This window comes from Hydrogenophaga sp., from assembly GCF_018780385.1.
Classification (GTDB): domain Bacteria; phylum Pseudomonadota; class Gammaproteobacteria; order Burkholderiales; family Burkholderiaceae_C; genus Hydrogenophaga.
In genome coordinates, this window is the sequence record NZ_JADMJO010000025.1 from 125780 (window position 1) to 145858 (window position 20079).

General features: G+C 60.9%; 15 protein-coding genes and 1 pseudogene. 10 read left to right on the forward strand and 6 right to left on the reverse strand.

The genetic code is table 11. From position 1 onward, the window contains the following. The first annotated feature begins 73 nt into the window (after positions 1 to 73). The 6 genes from IV113_RS11380 (at position 74) to IV113_RS11405 (ending at position 6695) form a co-directional block, all read left to right on the forward strand. Entirely contained in the window at positions 74 to 1033 is a 960-nt protein-coding gene (locus tag IV113_RS11380; protein WP_291084667.1) for a tripartite tricarboxylate transporter substrate-binding protein, read from the forward strand. 160 nt (positions 1034 to 1193) lie between these two features. After that, positions 1194 to 1718: a tripartite tricarboxylate transporter TctB family protein gene (locus IV113_RS11385; RefSeq protein ID WP_291084670.1), complete on the forward strand. Its 525-nt coding sequence runs from the start codon at positions 1194 to 1196 to the stop codon at positions 1716 to 1718. A 22-nt stretch (positions 1719 to 1740) separates the two neighbouring features. Then, entirely contained in the window at positions 1741 to 3231 is a 1491-nt protein-coding gene (locus IV113_RS11390; protein WP_291084672.1) for a tripartite tricarboxylate transporter permease, read from the forward strand. Positions 3232 to 4017: 786 nt separating this feature from the next. Beyond that, on the forward strand, positions 4018 to 4518 hold the full coding sequence (locus IV113_RS11395; RefSeq protein ID WP_291084675.1) for a hypothetical protein: 501 nt from the start codon (positions 4018 to 4020) through the stop codon (positions 4516 to 4518). A gap of 446 nt (positions 4519 to 4964) precedes the next feature. Next, the gene (locus tag IV113_RS11400; RefSeq protein ID WP_291084678.1) at positions 4965 to 6356 is read left to right on the forward strand and encodes a hypothetical protein; all 1392 of its coding nucleotides are present in this window, start codon (positions 4965 to 4967) and stop codon (positions 6354 to 6356) included. A 21-nt stretch (positions 6357 to 6377) separates the two neighbouring features. Continuing rightward, positions 6378 to 6695 (forward strand): hypothetical protein, encoded by a 318-nt coding sequence (locus IV113_RS11405; RefSeq protein ID WP_291084680.1) that lies wholly within the window; start codon positions 6378 to 6380, stop codon positions 6693 to 6695. 223 nt (positions 6696 to 6918) lie between these two features. Here IV113_RS11405 and chrA read toward each other — a convergent pair whose 3' ends face one another. Both chrA and IV113_RS11415 read right to left on the reverse strand, forming a co-directional pair. After that, entirely contained in the window at positions 6919 to 8244 is a 1326-nt protein-coding gene (gene chrA / locus IV113_RS11410) for a chromate efflux transporter (protein ID WP_291084683.1), read from the reverse strand. After that, entirely contained in the window at positions 8241 to 9191 is a 951-nt protein-coding gene (locus IV113_RS11415) for a chromate resistance protein ChrB domain-containing protein (protein ID WP_291084686.1), read from the reverse strand. Before IV113_RS11415 ends, chrA begins: the two co-directional genes overlap by 4 nt. Positions 9192 to 9320: 129 nt before the next feature. On the opposite strand from IV113_RS11415, the gene dmeF reads away from it, so the two are divergent. After that, on the forward strand, positions 9321 to 10310 hold the full coding sequence (gene dmeF / locus IV113_RS11420) for a CDF family Co(II)/Ni(II) efflux transporter DmeF (protein ID WP_291084689.1): 990 nt from the start codon (positions 9321 to 9323) through the stop codon (positions 10308 to 10310). Positions 10311 to 10558: 248 nt separating this feature from the next. Here dmeF and IV113_RS11425 read toward each other — a convergent pair whose 3' ends face one another. Genes IV113_RS11425 through IV113_RS11440 form a run of 4 tightly spaced genes read right to left on the reverse strand, consistent with a single transcriptional unit; the run spans position 10559 to position 15270 of the window. Continuing rightward, positions 10559 to 11659, reverse strand: a complete 1101-nt coding sequence (locus IV113_RS11425) for a DUF1513 domain-containing protein (protein ID WP_291084692.1) — start codon at positions 11657 to 11659, stop codon at positions 10559 to 10561. Further along, the gene (locus IV113_RS11430) at positions 11649 to 12677 is read right to left on the reverse strand and encodes an imelysin family protein (protein WP_291084694.1); all 1029 of its coding nucleotides are present in this window, start codon (positions 12675 to 12677) and stop codon (positions 11649 to 11651) included. Before IV113_RS11430 ends, IV113_RS11425 begins: the two co-directional genes overlap by 11 nt. A 2-nt stretch (positions 12678 to 12679) precedes the next feature. Continuing rightward, positions 12680 to 14074, reverse strand: a complete 1395-nt coding sequence (locus IV113_RS11435) for a di-heme oxidoredictase family protein (RefSeq protein WP_291084721.1) — start codon at positions 14072 to 14074, stop codon at positions 12680 to 12682. Between the two features lie 53 nt (positions 14075 to 14127). Then, entirely contained in the window at positions 14128 to 15270 is a 1143-nt protein-coding gene (locus IV113_RS11440; RefSeq protein WP_291084724.1) for an imelysin family protein, read from the reverse strand. Positions 15271 to 15925: 655 nt separating this feature from the next. Between IV113_RS11440 and IV113_RS11445 the strand changes: the two genes are divergently transcribed. The 3 genes and pseudogenes from IV113_RS11445 to IV113_RS11455 form a co-directional block, all read left to right on the forward strand. After that, on the forward strand, positions 15926 to 18025 hold the full coding sequence (locus IV113_RS11445) for a TonB-dependent siderophore receptor (protein ID WP_291084697.1): 2100 nt from the start codon (positions 15926 to 15928) through the stop codon (positions 18023 to 18025). Positions 18026 to 18028: 3 nt separating this feature from the next. After that, positions 18029 to 19102 carry a PepSY-associated TM helix domain-containing protein gene (locus IV113_RS11450; protein WP_291084699.1) on the forward strand — a complete coding sequence of 358 codons (1074 nt, stop codon included), beginning with the start codon at positions 18029 to 18031 and terminating at the stop codon, positions 19100 to 19102. A gap of 546 nt (positions 19103 to 19648) precedes the next feature. Further along, positions 19649 to 20002, forward strand: a pseudogene (locus IV113_RS11455) (FAD-dependent oxidoreductase); the annotation flags it as partial. Positions 20003 to 20079: the final 77 nt, after the last annotated feature.

Here is a 20079-nt window from a genome sequence, read left to right on the forward strand (position 1 = left end):
ACGCGAGACAGCGGATTGACAGGGCTCAACCGCAAGATAGCAACGGCAGATCACACACAGCAGGAGACACACCATGCGTCGCGACACTTTCCTCAAATCCCTGGCCGCACTGGCGGCCGCCGGCGCCGTGCCCCATGCGGCCTGGGCCAGCGCCAACATTAAGATGATGATTCCCGCCAACCCCGGTGGCGGCTGGGACGGCACCGGCAGGGCGCTCGGTGAAGCCCTGCGCGACGCGGGTGTGGCCTCCTCGGTCACCTTTGAAAACAAGGGCGGCGCGGCCGGCGCCATTGGACTGGCGCAGTTCTTCAACGCCAGCAGAGGCGATCCGAACGCGCTCATGGTCATGGGCGCCGTGATGCTCGGCGGCATCATCACCGGCAAGCCGCCGGTTTCGATCACGCAGCTCACCCCGATTGCCCGCCTCACCACCGAATACAACGTGTTCGTGCTGCCGGCCAACTCGCCCTACAAGACCATGAAGGACGTGGTCGAGCAGCTCAGGAAAGACCCGGGCAGCATCAAGTGGGGCGGCGGTTCGCGCGGCGCCACTGAGCATATTGCTGCCGCGCAGATTGCGCAGTCTGTCGGCGTGCCGGCGTCCAAGATCAACTATGTGCCGTTCCGCGGCGGCGGTGAGGCGGTCGCCGCTATCCTGGGCGGTAATGTCACCTTGGGCGGCAGCGGTTTCAGCGAGTTCCAGCAGTACATCGAGAGCGGCAAGATGCGCGCGATCGCCGTCACCTCGGCTCAGCGGGTCAAAGGTATCGACGTGCCCACGCTGAAAGAGCAGGGCATCGACGTTGAGATTGGCAACTGGCGCGGTGTCTACGGCGCGCCCGGCATCACCCCTGCCCAGCGCGACGCGCTCACCGCCATGGTGGTGAAGGCCACGCAAAGCAAAGCGTGGGCGGCGGCCGTGGAGAAAAACAACTGGACGCCCGCACTGCTGACCGGCAAGGCGTTTGACGAGTTCGTGGACAAAGATTTTTCCTCGTTGCGCGCCACGATGGTCCGCGCCGGCATGGTCTAGAACCGGGAAGCAGCCCCTTCGCCGGTTTGCGCCTTCCCCTTTCTCGCCTGCGGCGGTTGGAGGACGGCATCTGGGACCGGCGGAGCCGGGCTCTCGACGCCCCTGAATGAGCGATGACTCATTCGTTGCGCGTTTCGCTCCGATCGAGCAGAAAGCTGACATGAACAACGACACATCACCTCCCCCCAACCACCGCCCCGGCCAGCTGGCCATGGGTATCGGCGCGCTGATCGTGGCCGCCGTGCTGGCCTGGGGTGCAATGGACATTCCTTCCGACGCGGGCTATGCCGGCGTTGGCCCCAACTTTTTGCCTTGGTTGATCAGCGCGGCGCTTGGCCTGTGCGGCGTAATGCTGATCCGTGAGGTGCTCACAGGTGGTTACCGGCAAATGGAAGAGCCCTCTGGGGCGGCCGGCGGCGACTGGCGCGCACTGGCCTGGGTTTCGGCAGGTGTGTTGTTCAACGCATCTCTAATTACCACCATCGGTTTCATCCTGAGCTGTTCGCTGTGTTTTGTACTCGCGGTGCGTGGCCTGCGTGCTAGCGAAGGCGAGCCAGCTGGTGACCTGCGTCAGACCGTCAAGGATGCAGTGACCGGCATGCTGATTGCGGCACCTGTCTTCTGGCTGTTTACCAAATTGCTTGCTGTGAATCTGCCGGGCATCACGGCCAGCGGCTGGATCTGAGCGCCAAGGCAGCAATGACATGATGGACACCCTCACCCAACTGCTCGGCGGTTTTGCCACCGCGGGCACTCCCATCAACCTGCTCTGGGCCTTTGCGGGCTGCGCACTCGGCACGGCCATCGGCGTGCTGCCCGGTCTTGGCCCGGCCGTGACCGTGGCGATGCTGCTGCCCATCACCGGACAGGTGGAGCCCACCGCGTCGATGATCTTTTTCGCCGGCATCTACTACGGCGCCATGTACGGCGGCTCGACCACCTCGATTCTGCTCAACACACCGGGTGAGACCGGCACCATGGTCACCGCGCTCGAAGGCTTCAAGATGGCCAAGAGCGGGCGCGCTGGTGCCGCGCTGGCCAGCGCGGCCATCGGCTCGTTCGTGGCGGGCAGCATTGCGACCATCCTGGTCACGCTGTTCGCACCCATCCTGGCCGAGTTCGCTGTGCAGCTTGGCCCACCCGAGTACTTCTGCCTGATGCTGCTGGCCTTCACCACGGTCAGTGCCGTGCTCGGCCAGAGCACGCTGCGTGGTCTCACTGCGCTGTTCTTTGGCCTGGCGCTCGGCCTCATCGGCATCGATCAGATCACCGCTCAGGTGCGCTACACCGCCGGTGTGCTCGAGTTCATGGACGGCATCGAGGTGGTGCTGGTGGCGGTGGGCCTGTTTGCGGTGGCTGAAGCGCTTTACAACGCGCTGTACGAAGGTAGCAGCCCGGCCTTCATGAACAAAATGACGCGTGCCCACATGACGCGCAGTGAATGGAGCCGTTCGTGGCCCGCCTGGCTGCGTGGCACGGTCATCGGCTTTCCGTTCGGTACTATCCCCGCCGGCGGCACCGAGATCCCCACCTTTCTGAGCTATGCGACCGAGCGCAAGTTGGCCAGCCCGGAGCACAAGGCCGAGTTCGGTACCACCGGCGCCATTGAAGGCGTGGCTGGTCCCGAAGCAGCCAACAACGCGGCAGTGACCGGCACGTTGGTGCCCCTGCTCACGCTTGGCATTCCCACGTCGGTGACGGCGGCTATTTTGCTGAGTGCGCTGCAGAACTACGGCATCAACGCCGGGCCGCAACTGTTCCAGACCTCGTCCACACTGGTGTGGGCGCTGATTGCCTCACTCTACATCGGCAACGTGATGCTGCTGGTACTGAACCTGCCGATGGTGGGGCTGTGGGTCAAGCTCCTGAAGATCCCGCGTCCGCAGCTCTACGCCGGCATCCTGATCTTCGCCACGGTGGGTGTGTATGGCATGCGCCAGAGTTCATTCGACCTGTTCCTCATGTACGGCCTGGGTCTGCTGGGGGTGGTGATGCGCCGCTACGATTTCCCCACAGCGCCGGTGATTGTGGGCTTGATCCTGGGTCCGATGGCCGAGGCTCAGTTACGTAATGCACTGTCCATCGGCGAGGGTAGCTTCGTGGTCTTCTTGGAGCGCCCGGTGTCGGCCACGCTGCTAGCGGTGGTAATCGCGGTGTTGGTCGTGCCTAGGTTGCTGGCGCGACGGCTCGACCTGTAGATCGCAGCACTTCGCGGAAGTGTCAGCGTATCGCGCTCTGCACCTCGTGTGGCTACGGCCACGAAGCCGGGGCGCAGTTGCAGGAAATGACCCGACTGATCGGGAAAATATTGACCCTCTCCAGCAAGCACGATCCTTGTGTCCTGGTCGCCGGAGTGCGCGTGCAAATCAATGTGTTGGCCTGGCTCGACATGCCAGCAAACGACTGCAGAGTCAGATGATTCAGTGAGAACGACTCGGGGAGGTAGCTCTTCACCCGCTTGGAAAAAGTGGGCCGAATCGAAGACACGGTCTTGATGCATTTGCGTCTCCTGTTGAGAATGCACTCCTCTGGAAGCAAGCCTCGGGCCGCACCAAATTCGATCTCCCTCCTAGTTCTGAGGGACTCTATGTTGAAGAGGAAATCGTACGGTTGATGCCACATCCCGTTCACCCGAAAGGTTTGCTGCCCCTACCGACCATGGCGCCCAGCCATATGAGTGTCACGCCAAACAGCAGGGAAATCAGCCAGGTTGTCCGACCACCCATCTCTGGTGTGCGCTGGGTAGATCCATAAGCAACCATTGGTCACAAGGTGGTTCATGAAGGCCATGGCACACTTTCCCCGCCGCTTCTGGCCGTAAAGCATCTACGGGGTTGAAATGTGATGTGCGGCGTGCGTTCTGTACGGTAGCTAACAGTCAAATTCTACAGAGGACAGCACAATAAATTTGCTTCATTCGATGGTGCGTGATTCGTGGCGATGCACGCATACATGACAATTTTGTAGATGGCAAAGCGAGCGCAATGCATCAACTTCATAACTATCTTATTGAGCGCTTGCCGAGACGGCATATGGCGCGGTTTCTCGAAAAGTGTCAGCGTTTTGACCTTGTGCCTACGATGGATCTTGGATCTGAAGGCAAAGTACTTTCACATGCGTACTTCCCATGCAGCGGCGCCATCTCCTTGGTCACAGATCGTCGAGGCCAGCAGCCTCTAGTGGTCGGTTCTGTTGGAAGTGACTCAATGCTCGGCGCCGAGTTGCTGCTCGGAGTGGTGCCAGCTCCATGGCGATCGGTCGTGCAACATTCAGGGTCGTGCTGGCGCATTGAAGCCGAAGAACTTCGACTGGTCACATCTGAGATCGCAGACTTACGGACATTGCTGCAAAAGAATTTCATTGTTCAAGTTCATCAGCGTCACGCGTTGGCTTTGGCAAAGGCTGACCCAATGCTCCACCAAAGGTCCCCGGAAATCAAAACTCACCAGCATCAGCTCAGTGGTGCTGCACACGAGCGGGGCTGAGCATCTGGGTGGGATCTACAGAACTCTGCTGACGATCAGGTTCAGTTTCACAGTGTTGATGCCGCGCAGCGCGTCTCCCTGCCTTACATCCGGGCATGGGCACATTGATCAGCGAACCGACGTAGGCTGCAGCCACCCAACCCGAACACCATCACACCCATAACAACACTTCGCGAGGTGCTTTACCGCCCCTTCTCAGCACCACTGATCCTCGTCGCCTCATTGACTGCTTGCGGTGGAAGTGGTGGTGTCGAATCTGGTCCCACACTTGACGCTCAGGCAGGTCAAACGTTCTCTTCAATCGAAGTGGACTGCATCAACTGCGGAGCCACCAGTCCCATTATGTTCACACCGGGATCGAATGCTGGTGTCTGGATGTCAACTCAAGAGGTGCCCAAGCAACTGTCCAGGTGGCCATCGCGGGACTTAGTGGGCAGGATGTCTTTTTGACAATTGCCAACCCCACAGGCACAAATATCGCTTTGCCTGTGGAGGGAAACTATCAGACAGACGCAGCTTTGTTGTCCGTTTCTTCAAGTGTCCGGAGCCCGACCTCGAGCAAAGGTAACAAAGCAGACGAGGCGATATCTGGTTTCAACGCCGAGGGCTTCAAGGGTTACTTGAACAAGAACGCTGTTCTCTCAAAAGGTGGGCTTGGGGTCACTCCCATCCTGAAAGCCACTACCGGCGACACCCGTCGATGGATCGACTGCCTTGACACCGACTTGGCCGTATGCAATTCCACAGACAACGGTCGAGACACCACTTTGGTCGAGCAGCGCCTTGCTCAAGATGGTCGCATGGTGAACTTTTGGGTAGAAAACAGCGAGCGCGGACCGAGCCGCATCACCGACCAGATGGTCAATGAACTCATTTCAGCGTACGTTAACCCTCTCGGTATTCACGACTCGATCCGATCCTTGGGAGGGGAGCCCTGGGGTTCAACGCTCTATCCGGATGATCTGATCAGCGACAACCAGCGGATTGATATCGTCATAGCCAATTTGAATCCCGACGGAAATCCCAGCGGTGTACAGGGCTACTACTTCTCGGGAAACAACTTCCAGTCAACGGTATTTCCTGCATCCAATGAGGCTGTGATGATGTTCATTGACTCTGAAGCGGCGTACCTCAATCAGGACTTGACCACCTCCAAGGCTGTGATGGTGCATGAAGCGACACACATGACCAACTTCTATCGCCGTGCTGCTACTAGGGCGACACCAGCGTCATTCGCCTTGTGGCTGGAAGAAACCACGGCAACCATTGCGGAGGACATTACTGCCAACCGCATCACTCCGGGCTTCAATCCTGTTCGTGATCAGCAAATGAGTGACTACCTTTCATCCCGCAGCGGGAACTGTAGCTTGACGAATTTTCAGATGACTTTCGGTACCTGTTTCAGTTACGACGTCAATGGCGTGTTTGGCGGATATCTGGTGCGCCAGTTGGGGGTGGACTTCTACAAAGCACTGCTCAACAGCACTCAAACCGATTCTGTCGCTGCATTGGACCAGACGATCAAAGCCTTTCGTCCAACGTCCAGCCTCGGACAAGAACTGAGATCTTGGGCACAGGTGACTTTTGCAGGCACGCCGACCATTGACCTACCGGCGGGCCTCGGTTACCCAAACGTGGTGATGGGCCCCAGTGGCTTTGATCTTCCTGAGATCGATCTTGTATCGTATGCCGGTATCAGCCGCTTCTCGAGCAACTCACCGACGTCGGTGCGGTCGCGGGCAAGCGTGTCTTGGAAGCGTTCAGCCACGATCGGGACATTCACTGAAAACGTGATCGTGCCACCGGGCACCGCGCTCACAATCACCATCAACAACTAAGGCGTCAGGAAACGATCAAACATGACCATCTGCAGTGCAGAGGTGAAGATCACAACCGTTTTGCTTGCTTCAGTCTGGGCTCTGTCTGGGTGTGCAGCCCAAGCGACATCGTCCTCGTTCGAGCTTTCTGGACGGATTGGCATTGAGGGTACTGCCAACTTCCCGCAGCCCGTTCTAGTGGATGGGCAGGGGAAGAAGTGGATTCTCGATTGCACCAAAGGTGCTGCAAGCGCCTTGCAAGGCCGTGAAGTGCTTGCAATCGTGATCATTGGCGCCTCGGCGCCTTCACAGACCTTGGGCGTGCCCAAGGTCTGTGTACAAAAAATCACTCCGAGGTGACTTGCACTCAACGAAGCTCGACACGACGCAACGATTATTTAAACGTTCTTATCATGGGAGCTCGCGAACGAATCCATTGTCACCGCGCATTCCACCCGACTTGATTAGAAAGTGCGCCATTGATCTCGGCAAACTGCTGTCCGGTACGAAGGCTTGAACATCATCGCGTGCGGGGAGGTGGTTTGGCTGCGTCGTCAACTACTTCAAGTTCAATGGGGTCATCTCAGCGCAGCAGGGTGAAAGCCAACCCGGCAGCCGCACAGGCGCCGAGCAGGGGAAGCACGCCGGTCTTGAAGCGGAACAGCGCTACCGCAGCGGCCACGGTGATCGCGGCCGAGACGGCATCGAAGGCACCCGCAAAGCCTTGCGGCCACCACACGTGGTACGCGAAGAACAGCGCCAGGTTGAGGATGACGCCGACCACCGCCGCCGTGATGGCCGAGAGCGGCGCGGTGAAGCCCAGCTTGCCGTGGGTGGCCTCCACCAGCGGGCCGCCTGCGAGGATGAACACGAAGGACGGCAGGAAGGTGAAGAAGGTGACCACCGTGGCCGCCAGTGCCGCGCCGGCGAACAACGCGTCCGGCCCCAGCACGGCCTGGTTCCAGCCCCCCACGAAGCCGACAAACGCCACCACCATGATCAGCGGACCGGGTGTGGTTTCGCCCAGCGCCAGGCCGTCGATCATCTGCGGACCGCTGAGCCACTGAAAGGTCTCCACCGCGCCCTGGTACACGTAGGGCAACACCGCGTAGGCGCCACCGAAGGTCAGCAGCGCGGCCTTGGTGAAGAACCAGCCCATCTGCGCCAGCGTGGCGTCCCAGCCCTGCCAGACCACCAGGGTGCCCATGCCCAGCAGCCAGAGCACCAGGCCCACGGCCAGCACGCGCACCAACCGGCCGGTGTTGAACTTCGCGTGTTCCGGTGTGGGGGTGTCGTCGTCGATCAGCGCCGGGCCGTACCCTTTGATCGCCCCGCCGTGCCCACCGCCCAATGCAAACACCTGCGGCCAGCGTTTGGACCCCAGCCAGCCGATCAACCCGGCGGCCGCGACGATGGCGGGGAACGGTGTGTCGAACGCGAAGATGGCCACGAACGACGCGGCTGCAATGCCCCACATCCAGCGGTTCTTGAGCGCTCGCGTGCCGATGCGGTGGGCGGCGTGCAGCACCAGCGCGGTGACCGCAGGCTTGATGCCGTAGAACAGGCCCGCCACCACCGGCACGTCGCCAAAGACCAGGTAGATCCACGAGAGTGCGATCAGGATGAAGAGCGAGGGCAGCACGAACAAGGCACCCGCGACGATGCCGCCCCAGCCGCGGTGCATCAGCCAACCGATGTAGGTGGCCAGCTGCTGGGCCTCGGGGCCGGGCAGCAGCATGCAGTAATTGAGCGCGTGCAGGAAACGGTTCTCGCTGATCCAGCGCCGCCGCTCCACCAGTTCGGTGTGCATGATCGCGATCTGCCCGGCCGGACCGCCGAAGCTGATGAAGCCGAGCTTGAGCCAGAAGCGCAGGGCTTCGGTGAAAGAGACGGGGTCGGGCCGGTTCATGGTCGTGTTGGTGGGCTGGAGTTGCCGGGATTGGCGAACAGGGCGTCGAACACGGTGCAGGCCGCGTCCAGCAGGGTGTTGTCGTCGGCGTGCAGCGCGCGAAGACCGGCCAGCACGGCTTCCAGTCCACCGGCCTCGGGCGCAGGAATGCCGCCCGCGTCCAGGTAATGCACGACCGCACCCAGTCGACTCAGCCGGGTGTCTTGCTCCAACCCGAAGCTGGCCAGCAGCACCTCGAACGTGACGCGTGTACCCACATGGGTGAAACGCGCGCCGTCGAAATCGAAACCCAACGCACCGCGAGGGACAGATGCCACGTCCTGCAGCCAGACGAACTGCGCTTGTTGGTCAATGAAGCGGCGGATCAGCCAGGCGCTGGCCAGTCGGTCCACCCACGGGCGGGCGCGAGTCGCCCAACGTTTGCCCTGGAACTTGCGCGCATCCAGTCGGGGGATGCCTTGGTCGGCCTTTGCACGGGGTTCGTTGTGCGAGAAGCGAGTGTCCAGCGCCGCTCGCGCATCGGACAGGGCCGCGTCGGCCTGCAGCGTGGCTTCACCGGGGTAGTGATCGATGGCCTGAATGTCGCGCAGCGCCTGCTCGATGGCGCGCCACTGACGGCGTGCCTCGGTCTCAGCGGTTGCGGGAAGTGCGACCAGCCAGCCGTCCAGGGTCTTGCGCCACTGCTCGTACGCAGCACTGCGGTCGAAAAGGGCGAGAACCTCGTCGCGCTGGACTTCGTCGCTGGGTGTGAGCCACATCACCTGGGCCGAGCCGCCATGCTGGCGGACCTCATCGACCACGGGCTTGAAGCGCTCTTCCCGATCCTGCGGCAGCAGGTAGGCGCCGTCACGCAACAGCGGGCAACCCAGTGCCTTGAGTGAGCGCCAGACACGCAGCCGCACGGCGGTGGGCTGGGTGGGCAAGGTGAGAAAAAGAACGGACCACATGGTTTGAAATGTAGCTTACAGAATGTGAAGTAACCATTTCAAACACTGGTGCAGTGGTTATGCCCAGTAAGAAGCGCTACCCCGCAAGCACGCCTTGGCTAGACTTGCCCAAATTCAGAAAACACAGCCATGTCTTCATCCTCCACCAACACTTCCGTGGCCGCCTTGCGGCATCACCACCACTTCCACCACGGCAACGAAGTCGCCGAACGCGGAACTCGCGCTGTGATGTGGATCACCGCTGCAACGATGCTGGTCGAGATCGCCGCGGGCTGGTGGTTCAACTCTATGGCGTTGCTGGCCGACGGCTGGCACATGAGCTCCCACTTTGTCGCGCTGGGCGTGAGCGCCTTGGCCTACGCAGCGGCACGGCATTACGCCCAAGACCGCCGCTTTGCTTTCGGCACCTGGAAGATTGAAGTGCTGGGTGGGTTTGCCAGCGCCTTGTTCCTGCTGGGTGTGGCGGCCTTCATGGTGGTGGCGTCGGTGGAGCGCATCCTTGAACCGCAGACCATCCGTTACCAGGAGGCCATGGCGGTGGCGGTGCTGGGTCTGCTGGTGAACATCGTGTGCGCGGTGATCCTGGGCAAGGCGCACCACCACGGTCACGGTCACGGTCATGAGCATGCGGCGCACGGTCACCACGAGCACGGCCACCATCACGGAGGACCCGCACACGACGATCTGAACCTGCGGGCCGCTTACCTGCATGTGGTGGCCGATGCGACCACCTCGGTGCTGGCCATTGCAGCGCTGGCTGGCGGCTGGTGGCTGGGGTGGTCGTGGCTGGACCCGGTGATGGGCATCGTGGGGGCGTGCCTGGTGGCCTGGTGGGCCAAGGGCCTGATTGTCGAGACCAGCGCGGTCTTGCTGGACCGGGAAATGGACCACCCGGTGGTGGACGAGATTCGCGAAGTGATCGAAGCCGCCGGACCTGAGGGCACCGTCACCCTCACCGACCTGCACGTCTGGCGTGTTGGCCGCGAAGCCTACGCCTGCGCCATCGTGGTGGCCACCCACATGCCCCACCTCACGCCAGCCACCCTGCGCCATCTGCTGGCCGTGCACGAAGAAGTCGTGCACGCCACGATTGAAGTTCACCACGAAACACCTGCATAGACCCTGCTTAGAAGGTCACTCCGACACCCCTAGTTGGCTGTGATTGACGAGACAACAGCCGCGAACGCAAGACTGAGAAACCCGACTTAGCTTACATTGGACTGACGAGGCAGCCTCATGGGAATAGCCGACTTTGATCTTCGTCGGTCGCCTAGTGTCGGTTCAATCAATTATCTCGGTGTGCAGGTCGTTTCGCTCAAGGCAGACAGCATGAAATTCTTTTGGCTATTTGGCGCCGATCGAATAACTCAGTCACCCCCAACTGTCGAAAGAGTCCAATGATTGTCGATGTGAACTGTCGTTTGAGCTCTACGTTTGGAATCACCGGAAACAGTTTGTTCACTTCCTGCTGCCCAAAAACGGCCGCCATCGGCTTGGAGCGCGCAGGCTTCGCGAAGCGCAATTCGTTCAACCACAGCGCCTGCTGCATCTGTTCCAATGAGTTCGTGGGCACGTGTGGCACTCAACCAAAATCCACCGCCGTCTCGTGCACAGATATCGCCGCCATAACCCAGCGAATTGGCCATCGCCGGCGCAGACCTGAGCAGGTACCCATCCCACGTTGCCAGCAAGGGTGCCGAGTTTCGTAGAACTGCATCTTCGTGTTCTGCTTGCAAAGCGACCCCGAGAATACCGTTGACTTTATCGAACGTCAGGTGCCGAATGCCCAGACGCGGGTCGTCGAGACGCCATTGGCCCAGCAATGTGCCGTTCTCCGGATGCAGCGCAACCAGTGAAGAGTCCATGCTGGAGATATCGCGGTGGCTGCGACCCGTTTCGCTGTGGGTACGGATGCCGCCGTTGGCCACCATCAAAGCACCTGCTGGTACGGCTCCCATCGAGCGAGGCAACACCAGCATGGCGTGAGGGTCCATGCCGTGCGTACGCCACTCGGTCACTTTCTTGAGGGTCTTTGCGTCGCGCACACCGATGTGACCTTGGGCATCGGCGAGGTCAGTCTCGGTAGTCCAGATGTGACTTCCCTCAGGAGACGTCACAACGTGTCCGTTGAGTTGCCGGTCATCATTGACCCAGTGCCACAAAGTCTTTCCACTGTTGGGGTACCAGCGCAACAACCAGTCCCCTGGGCGCCGAGCAACCACAAGCACCGAGCCATCGAGTCCGTTGCACAAGCCATGGGCACGTGTAGGCAACTCTATGCGCTGAAAGATGTGGGTCCCCTCTCTCGTCAGAGCGAGGAAGCCAACTTCGTGGCGAGCTTCATGCAGCCAACTGGCGAGCAAACGTGTCGATTCAATGTCCTCGTCGTGTGCGGGGCTCAGCGCCGGCAACAGCATCGCACCAAGCAGCGCAATGGCGTCGCGACGAGTCAGGCGTTCAGTCGCCATCTGAGCTTGAGAATCCGATGCTCACTTCCAGCGCCTGTGCCACTTCTGCCTGCATCAGGGCGTTCAATGACTTGAGAGCACCGGCTGCGACTTCCACACTCCTCGCGTCGCTTGGGTCCGCGCGCTGCATTGCTGCATCTGATTGCATCACTCGATCACGCCAGCGGTCGGCAAGCGCGAGCTGCCCACGACCACGCAGATAAGTCTCAATCGGCGCCGCTGCCAGACCTGGCACAGGCGCGGAGCCGCCATTGACCTGCACTGCGAGCGCTCGCAGTGCAGACCAGCTTGCAATCCACGCAACGCGGGTCTGGCCGCTGTGTGCTCGCGAGAAGTCAGGGGCCGCTTGCCTGGTCGCCGCCTCGCGCAGAGGCTTTTCAAGGCCAGACCAGCGCAGGCGCTCCAGACCGCCGAGCCACTGATTGATGAACTCGGCGAACGCCTTGGCTGACTCTTCCCCTTCGGGAGGATCCCTCGTCAAAGTGTCAAATACCGTGCGCAACGATTGCGCTTCTAGCTGAACCTCCTGCGCCGCCAGAAGGGCGTAAGTACAGGCAGGCGTGCCGGGGCTGACCGGATCGACCCACAGCAGGTGTTCAATGGCCGGAAGGCCCTTGGCCGGTGCTCCTACCCGTACCATGTCTTCTTGCGTACGCGGCGCGCGTGCCAGCATTCGACGCAGCAAATCCGGTCGCATTGGTTGGAAGTCGATGCTGCGCTGCGAACGCCTCTCGATCAGCGGTCCGACAGCGACGGCTGCAAGGCCCTCCCAAGCCAGCATGGTGCGGCTCCACGCGGCGCGAGCAACTCCCAACGCGGAAGGGCCAGCGCAATGTTTCTGCAGCGCTTGAACCAGTTGGGGCGCATGTTCGGCAAATGCGCCTGCCAAGGGTGCGGAGTGACTCCTGTACATGCCAGATACCGCGTCGGCCGACTGGTAGAAAGGCACCGGAGATTGGGCCAAGGCCGGTGCCAGGGCGAGCAATGTCATGCTCAAAATGATCTTGGCGGGGGACATACTCACAAACTCTCCACAAATTTCACCAAGGCTTCTCTCTCGTCACGCGACAGGCGCAGCACCTGCTGTTTGCTCTGCTCAGCCTCTCCTCCGTGCCACAGGATCGCCTCCATCACGCCTTCGGCGCGTCCGTCGTGCAGCAGTCGGGTGTGGCCGTTGACATCTTTGATCAGGCCTACGCCCCACAGGGCGGGTGTTTTCCATTGCCGGCCGTTGGCCAGGAAATCGAATCGGCCATCGGCCAGCGCATCACCCATGTCGTGCAGCATCAGGTCGGTGTAGGGCCAGATGGTCTGTCCATTCAAGGACTGGCTGCTGAGACGGGGGAAGGGGCCTTTGTTGGTCTTGTATGACGGCCGATGACAGACCGCGCACTGGGCCTGGGCAAACAGTTGCTGGCCGCGCAGTACCTGTGCATCGCCGGCGTTGCGCCGCGCCGGTGGCGCCAGAGCGGCCTGGTAAAACACCACGTCCTCGAGAACGCGGTCCTCGATTTCGGGTTGTCCGTCGTCGGAGCCGTTGGGTGCCTGCAGACAGTCTTTCTGGGTGGGCGTGCAGTTCTCCGCTGGGAACTGGGTGGAGGTGATGCCGATGTCGCCATGGAACGCACCCGCTGTCTGGTGCGCCAACGTGGCCACGTTGGCCTTCCAGCCAAAGCGTCCGATCATCTCGCGCTGAGCAAACACATCCCAGACCTTGTTGGGCTGACCCTTGATGGGGCCAGGCAAGCTCGCCTGGGCTTGGGCATTGGCCAGGATCTCGCTCTCGGGGATGGCTTCAAGCAGTCCGAGCCCAACGACTTGGGGCGCGATGCGCGGGCTGAACATGGCACCCTTGCCCAAGGGGCCATAGGCGAGCCGGTCGATCACGTATTCCGGACGCTGCAGCGTGTAAGGCGTGCCATCGGCAAAGCGGCCTTGGACGGCGTCCCAACGCAAGCGCACACGGGCCTCGGGCTTGACGCCCTGCACGGCTGCCGTGTTGATCTGGTCTCCGTAGATGGCGTGGGGTTTGGGTCCACCGTGATCATCGGTGCCCGGAATCGAGAGGCGCATCAGCAAGGCCAACGGCTCCTGATCCGACAAGCCGCGTTGCCAAGGTGGTGGTTCTCCCCGTCCGTCAAACAAATGGCAGGCGCCGCACGAGCGTGCGAGAAAGTTGGGGCCCAGCCCATCGCGAGCGGTGGTGCTGGCCGGGCTCTCCACCCAGTTGCGTTTGAAGAACGAGTTGCCGATGACGAAGCGCGTGCGCTCGGCATCGGGCAGGTTGGCGGCGGGAAACGAGAAGGCATTGCGCCCGGAGGCCCACACCGTGGTGTCTCCTCCGGTTTTTTCACCAAGCAGGTCGGCGCCCAGCGCATCGGCAACCGCTGGCGCGGCCTGGCCGTGCGCCTGCATCACAGCAGCCGCGGTGGCGACCGTCACCACCGCGGCCACGAGGGCCGCGCGCCTCACGGCTGCACCAGGGCCAGCTTGGCGATGCCCACGGCCGCTGCGGCGGCCACGATGTCGCTGCTCTGCGCGGTCAGGCTGGCAATGGTCGCTTCGATCTTGGGCCGCCCTGCAGAGCCGACCACGATGGCGCGGTCGAACGGTGCGGGAATCGCCTCGGCCGCCTGCACCGAGGTGCGAATTTGTTGCGAGGTCTTTTGCGCCAGCGCCGAGTCCTTGGCGGCGACCAGGTCGCGCAGGCCCGGGCCCTGCAGCGTGCTGCCGTCCGCACGCACATAGCGGCCCAACCAGACGTTCTCGATGCCCTTGGCGTTGGTCACCGCATCGCGGTGCGTGTTGTCCGAGAAGCAGCTGTGCTCGTCTTCCTGGTCCTGGCTGGCCAGGGCCACTTCCAGGCGTTCGCCGGCGAGTTCACCGCGCGAGAGCGATCCCATGGCCACGAACATCTTGCGCAACGACTCGTTGCCGCCTTTCTCGAACTTGGCGCGGTAGTTGTTTTTGGCACCCGGTGCCCACGCCTTCACCAGCTTGTTCAGGTCGTCGATCAACAGTTCGGACACCACGTTGAGGTACTGGCGGCGGCGGTCGGCGTTGGGTGCCTTGCCATCCACAAAGTCCTCAAAGCTGCGGTTGCCAGGTGCCGTTTCCGACAGGTCCTGACCCCACAGCATGAATTCGATGGCATGCCAGCCGGTGGCCACGTTTTCTTCGCCACCTTTTTCGTTCAGAGATGCCAACCCTTTTTTCGTGATGGCCTGCTTGCGGTTGTTGACGATACCGGCGGTCTTCTTGCCGTCGATGTAGTCCACATAGGACTCGTCCATGGGCCAGGCGTTTAGCTGACCTTCGGGGCCGTTGTCGTTGTCGATGGGGCCGCCATAGAAGCGGAAGGCTTCGGTCTGTCCATACGCTTCACGCGCATCCAGCCACGCCTTGCGCGCTGTGTCCAGCGTGGCTTGTGAGGGTGTAGCGGTGAACGCCTTGACGGCTTGCTGCAGTTTTTGCGCACCACTGAGGGTGTCTTCGTAATTGGCGTGTACCAACGTGGCGTACTGACTGACGACGCTGGCGGGTGAGACGGCGGTCTGGGCGTGCGCATGGAGGGCTAGACCCAGGACGGCGGCGGCGATGGCTGATTTCATGAGCATGGAAAACTCCGTTTCGGTGGCTGAGGTTGAGGCTAAATTGATGCAAATAAGACGCATTTACATATTATGAGTCGAGTTCTTGGGAATTTCTGTCGCGTGTAGTGGGCAAAACGGCCTGCTGGTCCCCTGCAAACGCCGCGGCAATCGATGCATCCTTGAGCCTCTCGCCGTGATGCGTGGGGGATCTGTAGATGCACCTACCAGTGCGCTGCAACCTCACGCGGTGAATTCGTCCCTCGGTAGCAAGCTTGTGCAGACAGCGCCGCACATTGGACAGGCTTACCGCTCGGTCGCTGTCCATCAGCAGGCGATACACGTCCAGGGCCGTCAGGGAACGGCCCGCGCTGCACACCAGCCCCTCGATGGCTTGCTCACACCTACTTTGCACAGACGGCCTTGCGTGACGACTCATAGGTGTCGCTTACCGATCGCGGCGAGCTCGGACTATCAGGCTTTGCGAAGAAACCTGATGTTCGGCAACGGCTTGTGTGAGGTTTGCCTGCGGGCTACTGAGGTGAGGTGACATGGGGGCAATTCTACGACGCGAATAGGAATGGTTCGTATTCCTTGTAAGATTTGCGGGGCTTTAGTGATGACACGCCCAAAAGCGCTTTTTCACCACCCTTCTTTTCCCAAGAGAGACACATCCATGCAACGAACCCGCCCGACCGCAACCCTTCGCCCGATTGCCTTGGCCAGCCTTGTAAGCTGCATGGTGGCAGCACCTGCCTGGGCGCAAAGCAACACCTCCACACTTCCGCAAGTTGAAGTGCGTGCCGGGGAGAGCAGGGCTTTCACGAGCAGCAGCATCCAGGTGGGAACCTTCCGCGACCAGGACCCCTTGGATGTGCCTCTGACCAACCAGGCCATCACCCGCGAAGTGATTGAGGCCCAAGGCTCCACCACTCTGTACGGCGCACTGCGCAACACAGCCGGTGTATCGCACGCCCAGATCGGCAACGCCACGTACGACAACATCGCCATTCGAGGTTTGCTGGTGGACAACCAGCGCAATTACCGGCTCAACGGTTCGCTGCCTATCGTCAACCTGATCGACACACCTCTGGAAAACAAGGAGCGCGTGGAAGTGCTCAAAGGCGCGGCATCGCTCTATTACGGCCTTGTGCCACCGTCGGGCATCGTCAACCTGGTCACCAAGCGCCCAACTGCGCAGCCGCTGACCACGGTCACCACTTCCATTAACGACCACGGTGCAGTTGGCGCCCATGTAGACCTCAGCCGTCGCTATGGCGAGGGTGACGAAAAAGGCATTCGGTTGAACGTTGCAGCCGGCACGCAGGAGGTAGGTGTGTCCACGTTCGAAGGCAGCCGCAGCCTGTTCTCACTTGCTCACGATTTACGCATCAGCCGCGACGCGACCCTCAAGCTTGACTTGGAGCATTACCGCAAGAACGTAAGCGAGCCAGCCACGATCGTCTTCAATTCCGCTCAAGGTGTGCCTGAGCCGGTGGACAACCGCCTCAATCACGCGGGCCAATGGCAGCGCTATGACGCTGAGGCCACCAACGTGCTGCTGCGTTCGGACATCAACCTGGACGACACCTGGGCACTCACGCTGGAAGCCGGCCATGCCGAGACAACTCGGGATCGCAATTTCTCCACCCTGGCGATCAACGATCTGACCACGGGCGCGTCCAGCCTCAACGTGTTCTACCAACGCAATCAGCGCTTCGCCAACACCAACGCCCGCGCTGAACTGGTTGGAGCTCTGCAGACTGGCGATGTCTCACACGAACTGACGTTCGGCTTTACCTCCAATGCACGCCGCTTCAAAGGCGAAGGCGCGCCCACAGTGAGCGGCATCTCACAGAACTACTACAACCCTCGAGTGATCAATCCCGTGGCAGCAGGCACCTGGACGCCAGCCGCGCGCAGCCGCGTCAACGATCGCGGCCTTTATGTGTTCGACCGCATACGTCTGGGAGACCAGTGGCAGGTGCTTGCGGGCGTTCGGCGCGGCAACTACAGCAGTCAGACAGGCACTGGTCCTACCTTCAAGTACGACGAAACCTCGCCAAACCTGTCCGTCATCTACAAGCCCAGCAGCGATGTCTCCATTTACGGAAGCTATCTCGAAGCACTGGATGAGGGGGGAACCGCGCGCTTCGGCCGCACCAACGTTGGCGAGGTCTTGCCGCCGGCTGTGAACAAGCAGCGCGAACTGGGCATCAAGACTCGCCTGGCGGGTGGCATTCAGGCGCAAGCCGCGTTATTCGACATCAGCCGCCCGTTGGTAACGGTGGACGGTAACAACCGCGACGTACTGGGCGGGGAGAGCACCTACAGGGGTCTGGAGGTATCGGTCGGTGGTGAGATCAGCCGCCAGTGGTCGCTGCTGGCCTCGGCTGTCTTTCTCGATGCCGAAATCACCAGCGTGAGCGCCTTCAACGCCAACGAGCTGGGCAAGACGCCGGAGAACACCGCGCGCAGCACCTTCAGTCTCTTCGGTGAATATCGAATCGCTTCGGTGCCGGGCTGGTCGCTTAACGGTGGTGTGTACTTCGTGGGCAAACGTGCCGTGAACAACCTCAACCAGGGATATGTTCCGGCCTACACCACCGTATCCTTGGGCACGCGTTACGCCACCAAATGGGGCAATAGTCCCGTCACGCTCCAAGCGAATCTGGACAACGCGACCAACCGCGATTATTGGGTTGGCACAGGCGGCAATTTCCTGTCGGCAGGATTGCCGCGCACGTTGCGCGTGGCCGCCACTTTCGCGTTCTGACCCATGGCTGCGGTACGTCTGCGGCGCCTGTGGCTCAAGCTCCACCGCTGGGTGGGGTTGAGCCTGGGCATGCTGCTCCTCATTTCGGCCACCACCGGCATCTTGTTGATCCTGGGAGAACCGATCGACGAGGCCCTTCGACCCACTCTGTACCGCGCGCAAGAGGTCGGTGATGGCAAGTTAGATCCGGTGCTCGAAAAATTGCGTACAGAATTCGGTAATGACGCAAGCTTTACCTTCCGCCCGCCACGAGAACCTGGAGAGACATTGCACGTCTTTGTCTCGGGACCGTGGAAAGGGACGGTCTTCTTCGATCCGGCCACCGGCAAAGAGAGGGGTCGCTTGGGCCAGACCGAAGGCTTTTTCAACACAGTATTCGCGCTGCACAGCACCCTGCTGGCTAATCAAATTGGCCGATCCGCTTTGGCTATGAGTGCGCTCGGGTATATCCTGCTTCTGGCCACCGGCCTGACGCTCTGGTGGCCGAAGTGGTGGCGCAACGCACTGAAGGTGCAGACAGGTTTCGGTTTCACAAGGTCCTTGTTTGATCTCCACAGGGTGGTCGGTGCACTCATGGGGCTTCTTGTACTCATGAGCATTGTGACGGGGGTCTACATGGTGTGGCGTCCGATCTCTGCGGGGGTATCGGCAGTGGCAGGCAGCACGCCCGTGAGACCCCCCGTCATAGCAGAACCTGTTGGTCAATCCCGCGGAACAATTGATGAAGCGATGGATGCGGCTAGCAAGCTCGTGCCCGACGGCAAGGTGGGTTACGCGCAGGTACCAGCCAGTGGAACCCAACCAGTACGCATCCGCTATCGCGTCCCAGACGACCCACATCCCAACGGATTGACGTCGGTATGGATGCATCCTGAGACGCTGCAAGTGCTGGCCGTTCACCGCTGGAACGAACTCGATACCGGGACCCGAGCCTACTCATGGATCTATCCCCTGCACATCGGTGAGCTGGGTGGTCGGGCAACCTGGCTGATGACCCTGCTGTCTGGCGTGGCGCTCATATGGATGGGCGTCAGCGGTACTTGGCTTTGGTGGCGCCGACGCTTCATTTGCAGATGAGCATCCTTGCTGTAAGCACTCTATTGACTTAGTCCTTGTTCATGGGTGATCGTTGAGGTCGTTTTAGGCACACAGCTAACGAGATCATGAAACAAGCTGGTGTGAAGCAGAGGTTCTGATCCGCTCCAGTTTGTTGCCAACAACTCGCCCTCCCAGCACTTTTTGAGCCGGCAAAGCAGCGTCGTGCTCCACTTGCAGTCCGCCTCTGAGGCCTTTTTTACGTTATCACGCTTCAACTGTTGCAATCAACGATTGTCGGGGTGCTCGTTCTCTTCCTCGTGCCTTGTGTCGTTCAGTTGCGTTGCCGGAGTCGGTGTGGCGGGACACTGAGCTTCAGTGTACCTACTCAAAAATGCACTTCATCCAGCAAGCGGGCCCCGCTAGCATGCTAGAAACCCTCAGCAAGCCAGCTATAGAGATTGCTGACAAATTGATGCCGCTCGTTTGGTAGTGCTCTGTTCGCCGGTGACCGCGGTTCGCGGCGTCAGAGAGCAGCCAAACGAGCCGAGGCTGTGACAACCGATATACAACGCTGGGAACGCCAACATGAACACTGAAGTCTTCGACGCCATCATCGTGGGCGCAGGCCAGGCCGGGCCGGCCATTGCCGCACGCTGCAGCCGCGAAGGGCTGAAGACCGCGGTGATTGAGCGCCATCACTTTGGCGGCACCTGCGTCAACGTGGGGTGCGTGCCGACGAAGACGTTGGTTGCCAGCGCACGCGCCATCCGTCTCGCACAGAGAGGCGCTGAGTTTGGATTCGACATTGAGGGCCTGCGCGTGGACATGGCCCGCGTCATAGCGCGCAAGGACACGATCGTCGCGAAGTCCCGCGAGGGCGTCGAAAGCTGGATGCGCGGTCTGAAAAACACGGAGGTCATCGTCGGCGACGCCCGTTTCGTCGGTCCGGCCACACTGGACGTGGGGTCTCCTCGTTTTCAGTGCAATAAGTGACGGTACGAAAAGCTAGCACTGGC

What these genes read in the sequence shown, in the direction of transcription:
- IV113_RS11380 (WP_291084667.1), top strand. Translation starts at nt 74, where the DNA reads ATGCGTCGCGACACTTTCCTCAAATCCCTGGCCGCACTGGCGGCCGCC.
- IV113_RS11385 (WP_291084670.1), top strand. Translation starts at nt 1,194, where the DNA reads ATGAACAACGACACATCACCTCCCCCCAACCACCGCCCCGGCCAGCTG.
- IV113_RS11390 (WP_291084672.1), top strand. Translation starts at nt 1,741, where the DNA reads ATGGACACCCTCACCCAACTGCTCGGCGGTTTTGCCACCGCGGGCACT.
- IV113_RS11395 (WP_291084675.1), top strand. Translation starts at nt 4,018, where the DNA reads ATGCATCAACTTCATAACTATCTTATTGAGCGCTTGCCGAGACGGCAT.
- IV113_RS11405 (WP_291084680.1), top strand. Translation starts at nt 6,378, where the DNA reads ATGACCATCTGCAGTGCAGAGGTGAAGATCACAACCGTTTTGCTTGCT.
- chrA (WP_291084683.1), bottom strand. Translation starts at nt 8,244, where the DNA reads ATGAACCGGCCCGACCCCGTCTCTTTCACCGAAGCCCTGCGCTTCTGG.
- IV113_RS11415 (WP_291084686.1), bottom strand. Translation starts at nt 9,191, where the DNA reads ATGTGGTCCGTTCTTTTTCTCACCTTGCCCACCCAGCCCACCGCCGTG.
- dmeF (WP_291084689.1), top strand. Translation starts at nt 9,321, where the DNA reads ATGTCTTCATCCTCCACCAACACTTCCGTGGCCGCCTTGCGGCATCAC.
- IV113_RS11425 (WP_291084692.1), bottom strand. Translation starts at nt 11,659, where the DNA reads ATGGCGACTGAACGCCTGACTCGTCGCGACGCCATTGCGCTGCTTGGT.
- IV113_RS11430 (WP_291084694.1), bottom strand. Translation starts at nt 12,677, where the DNA reads ATGTCCCCCGCCAAGATCATTTTGAGCATGACATTGCTCGCCCTGGCA.
- IV113_RS11435 (WP_291084721.1), bottom strand. Translation starts at nt 14,074, where the DNA reads ATGCAGGCGCACGGCCAGGCCGCGCCAGCGGTTGCCGATGCGCTGGGC.
- IV113_RS11440 (WP_291084724.1), bottom strand. Translation starts at nt 15,270, where the DNA reads ATGAAATCAGCCATCGCCGCCGCCGTCCTGGGTCTAGCCCTCCATGCG.
- IV113_RS11445 (WP_291084697.1), top strand. Translation starts at nt 15,926, where the DNA reads ATGCAACGAACCCGCCCGACCGCAACCCTTCGCCCGATTGCCTTGGCC.
- IV113_RS11450 (WP_291084699.1), top strand. Translation starts at nt 18,029, where the DNA reads ATGGCTGCGGTACGTCTGCGGCGCCTGTGGCTCAAGCTCCACCGCTGG.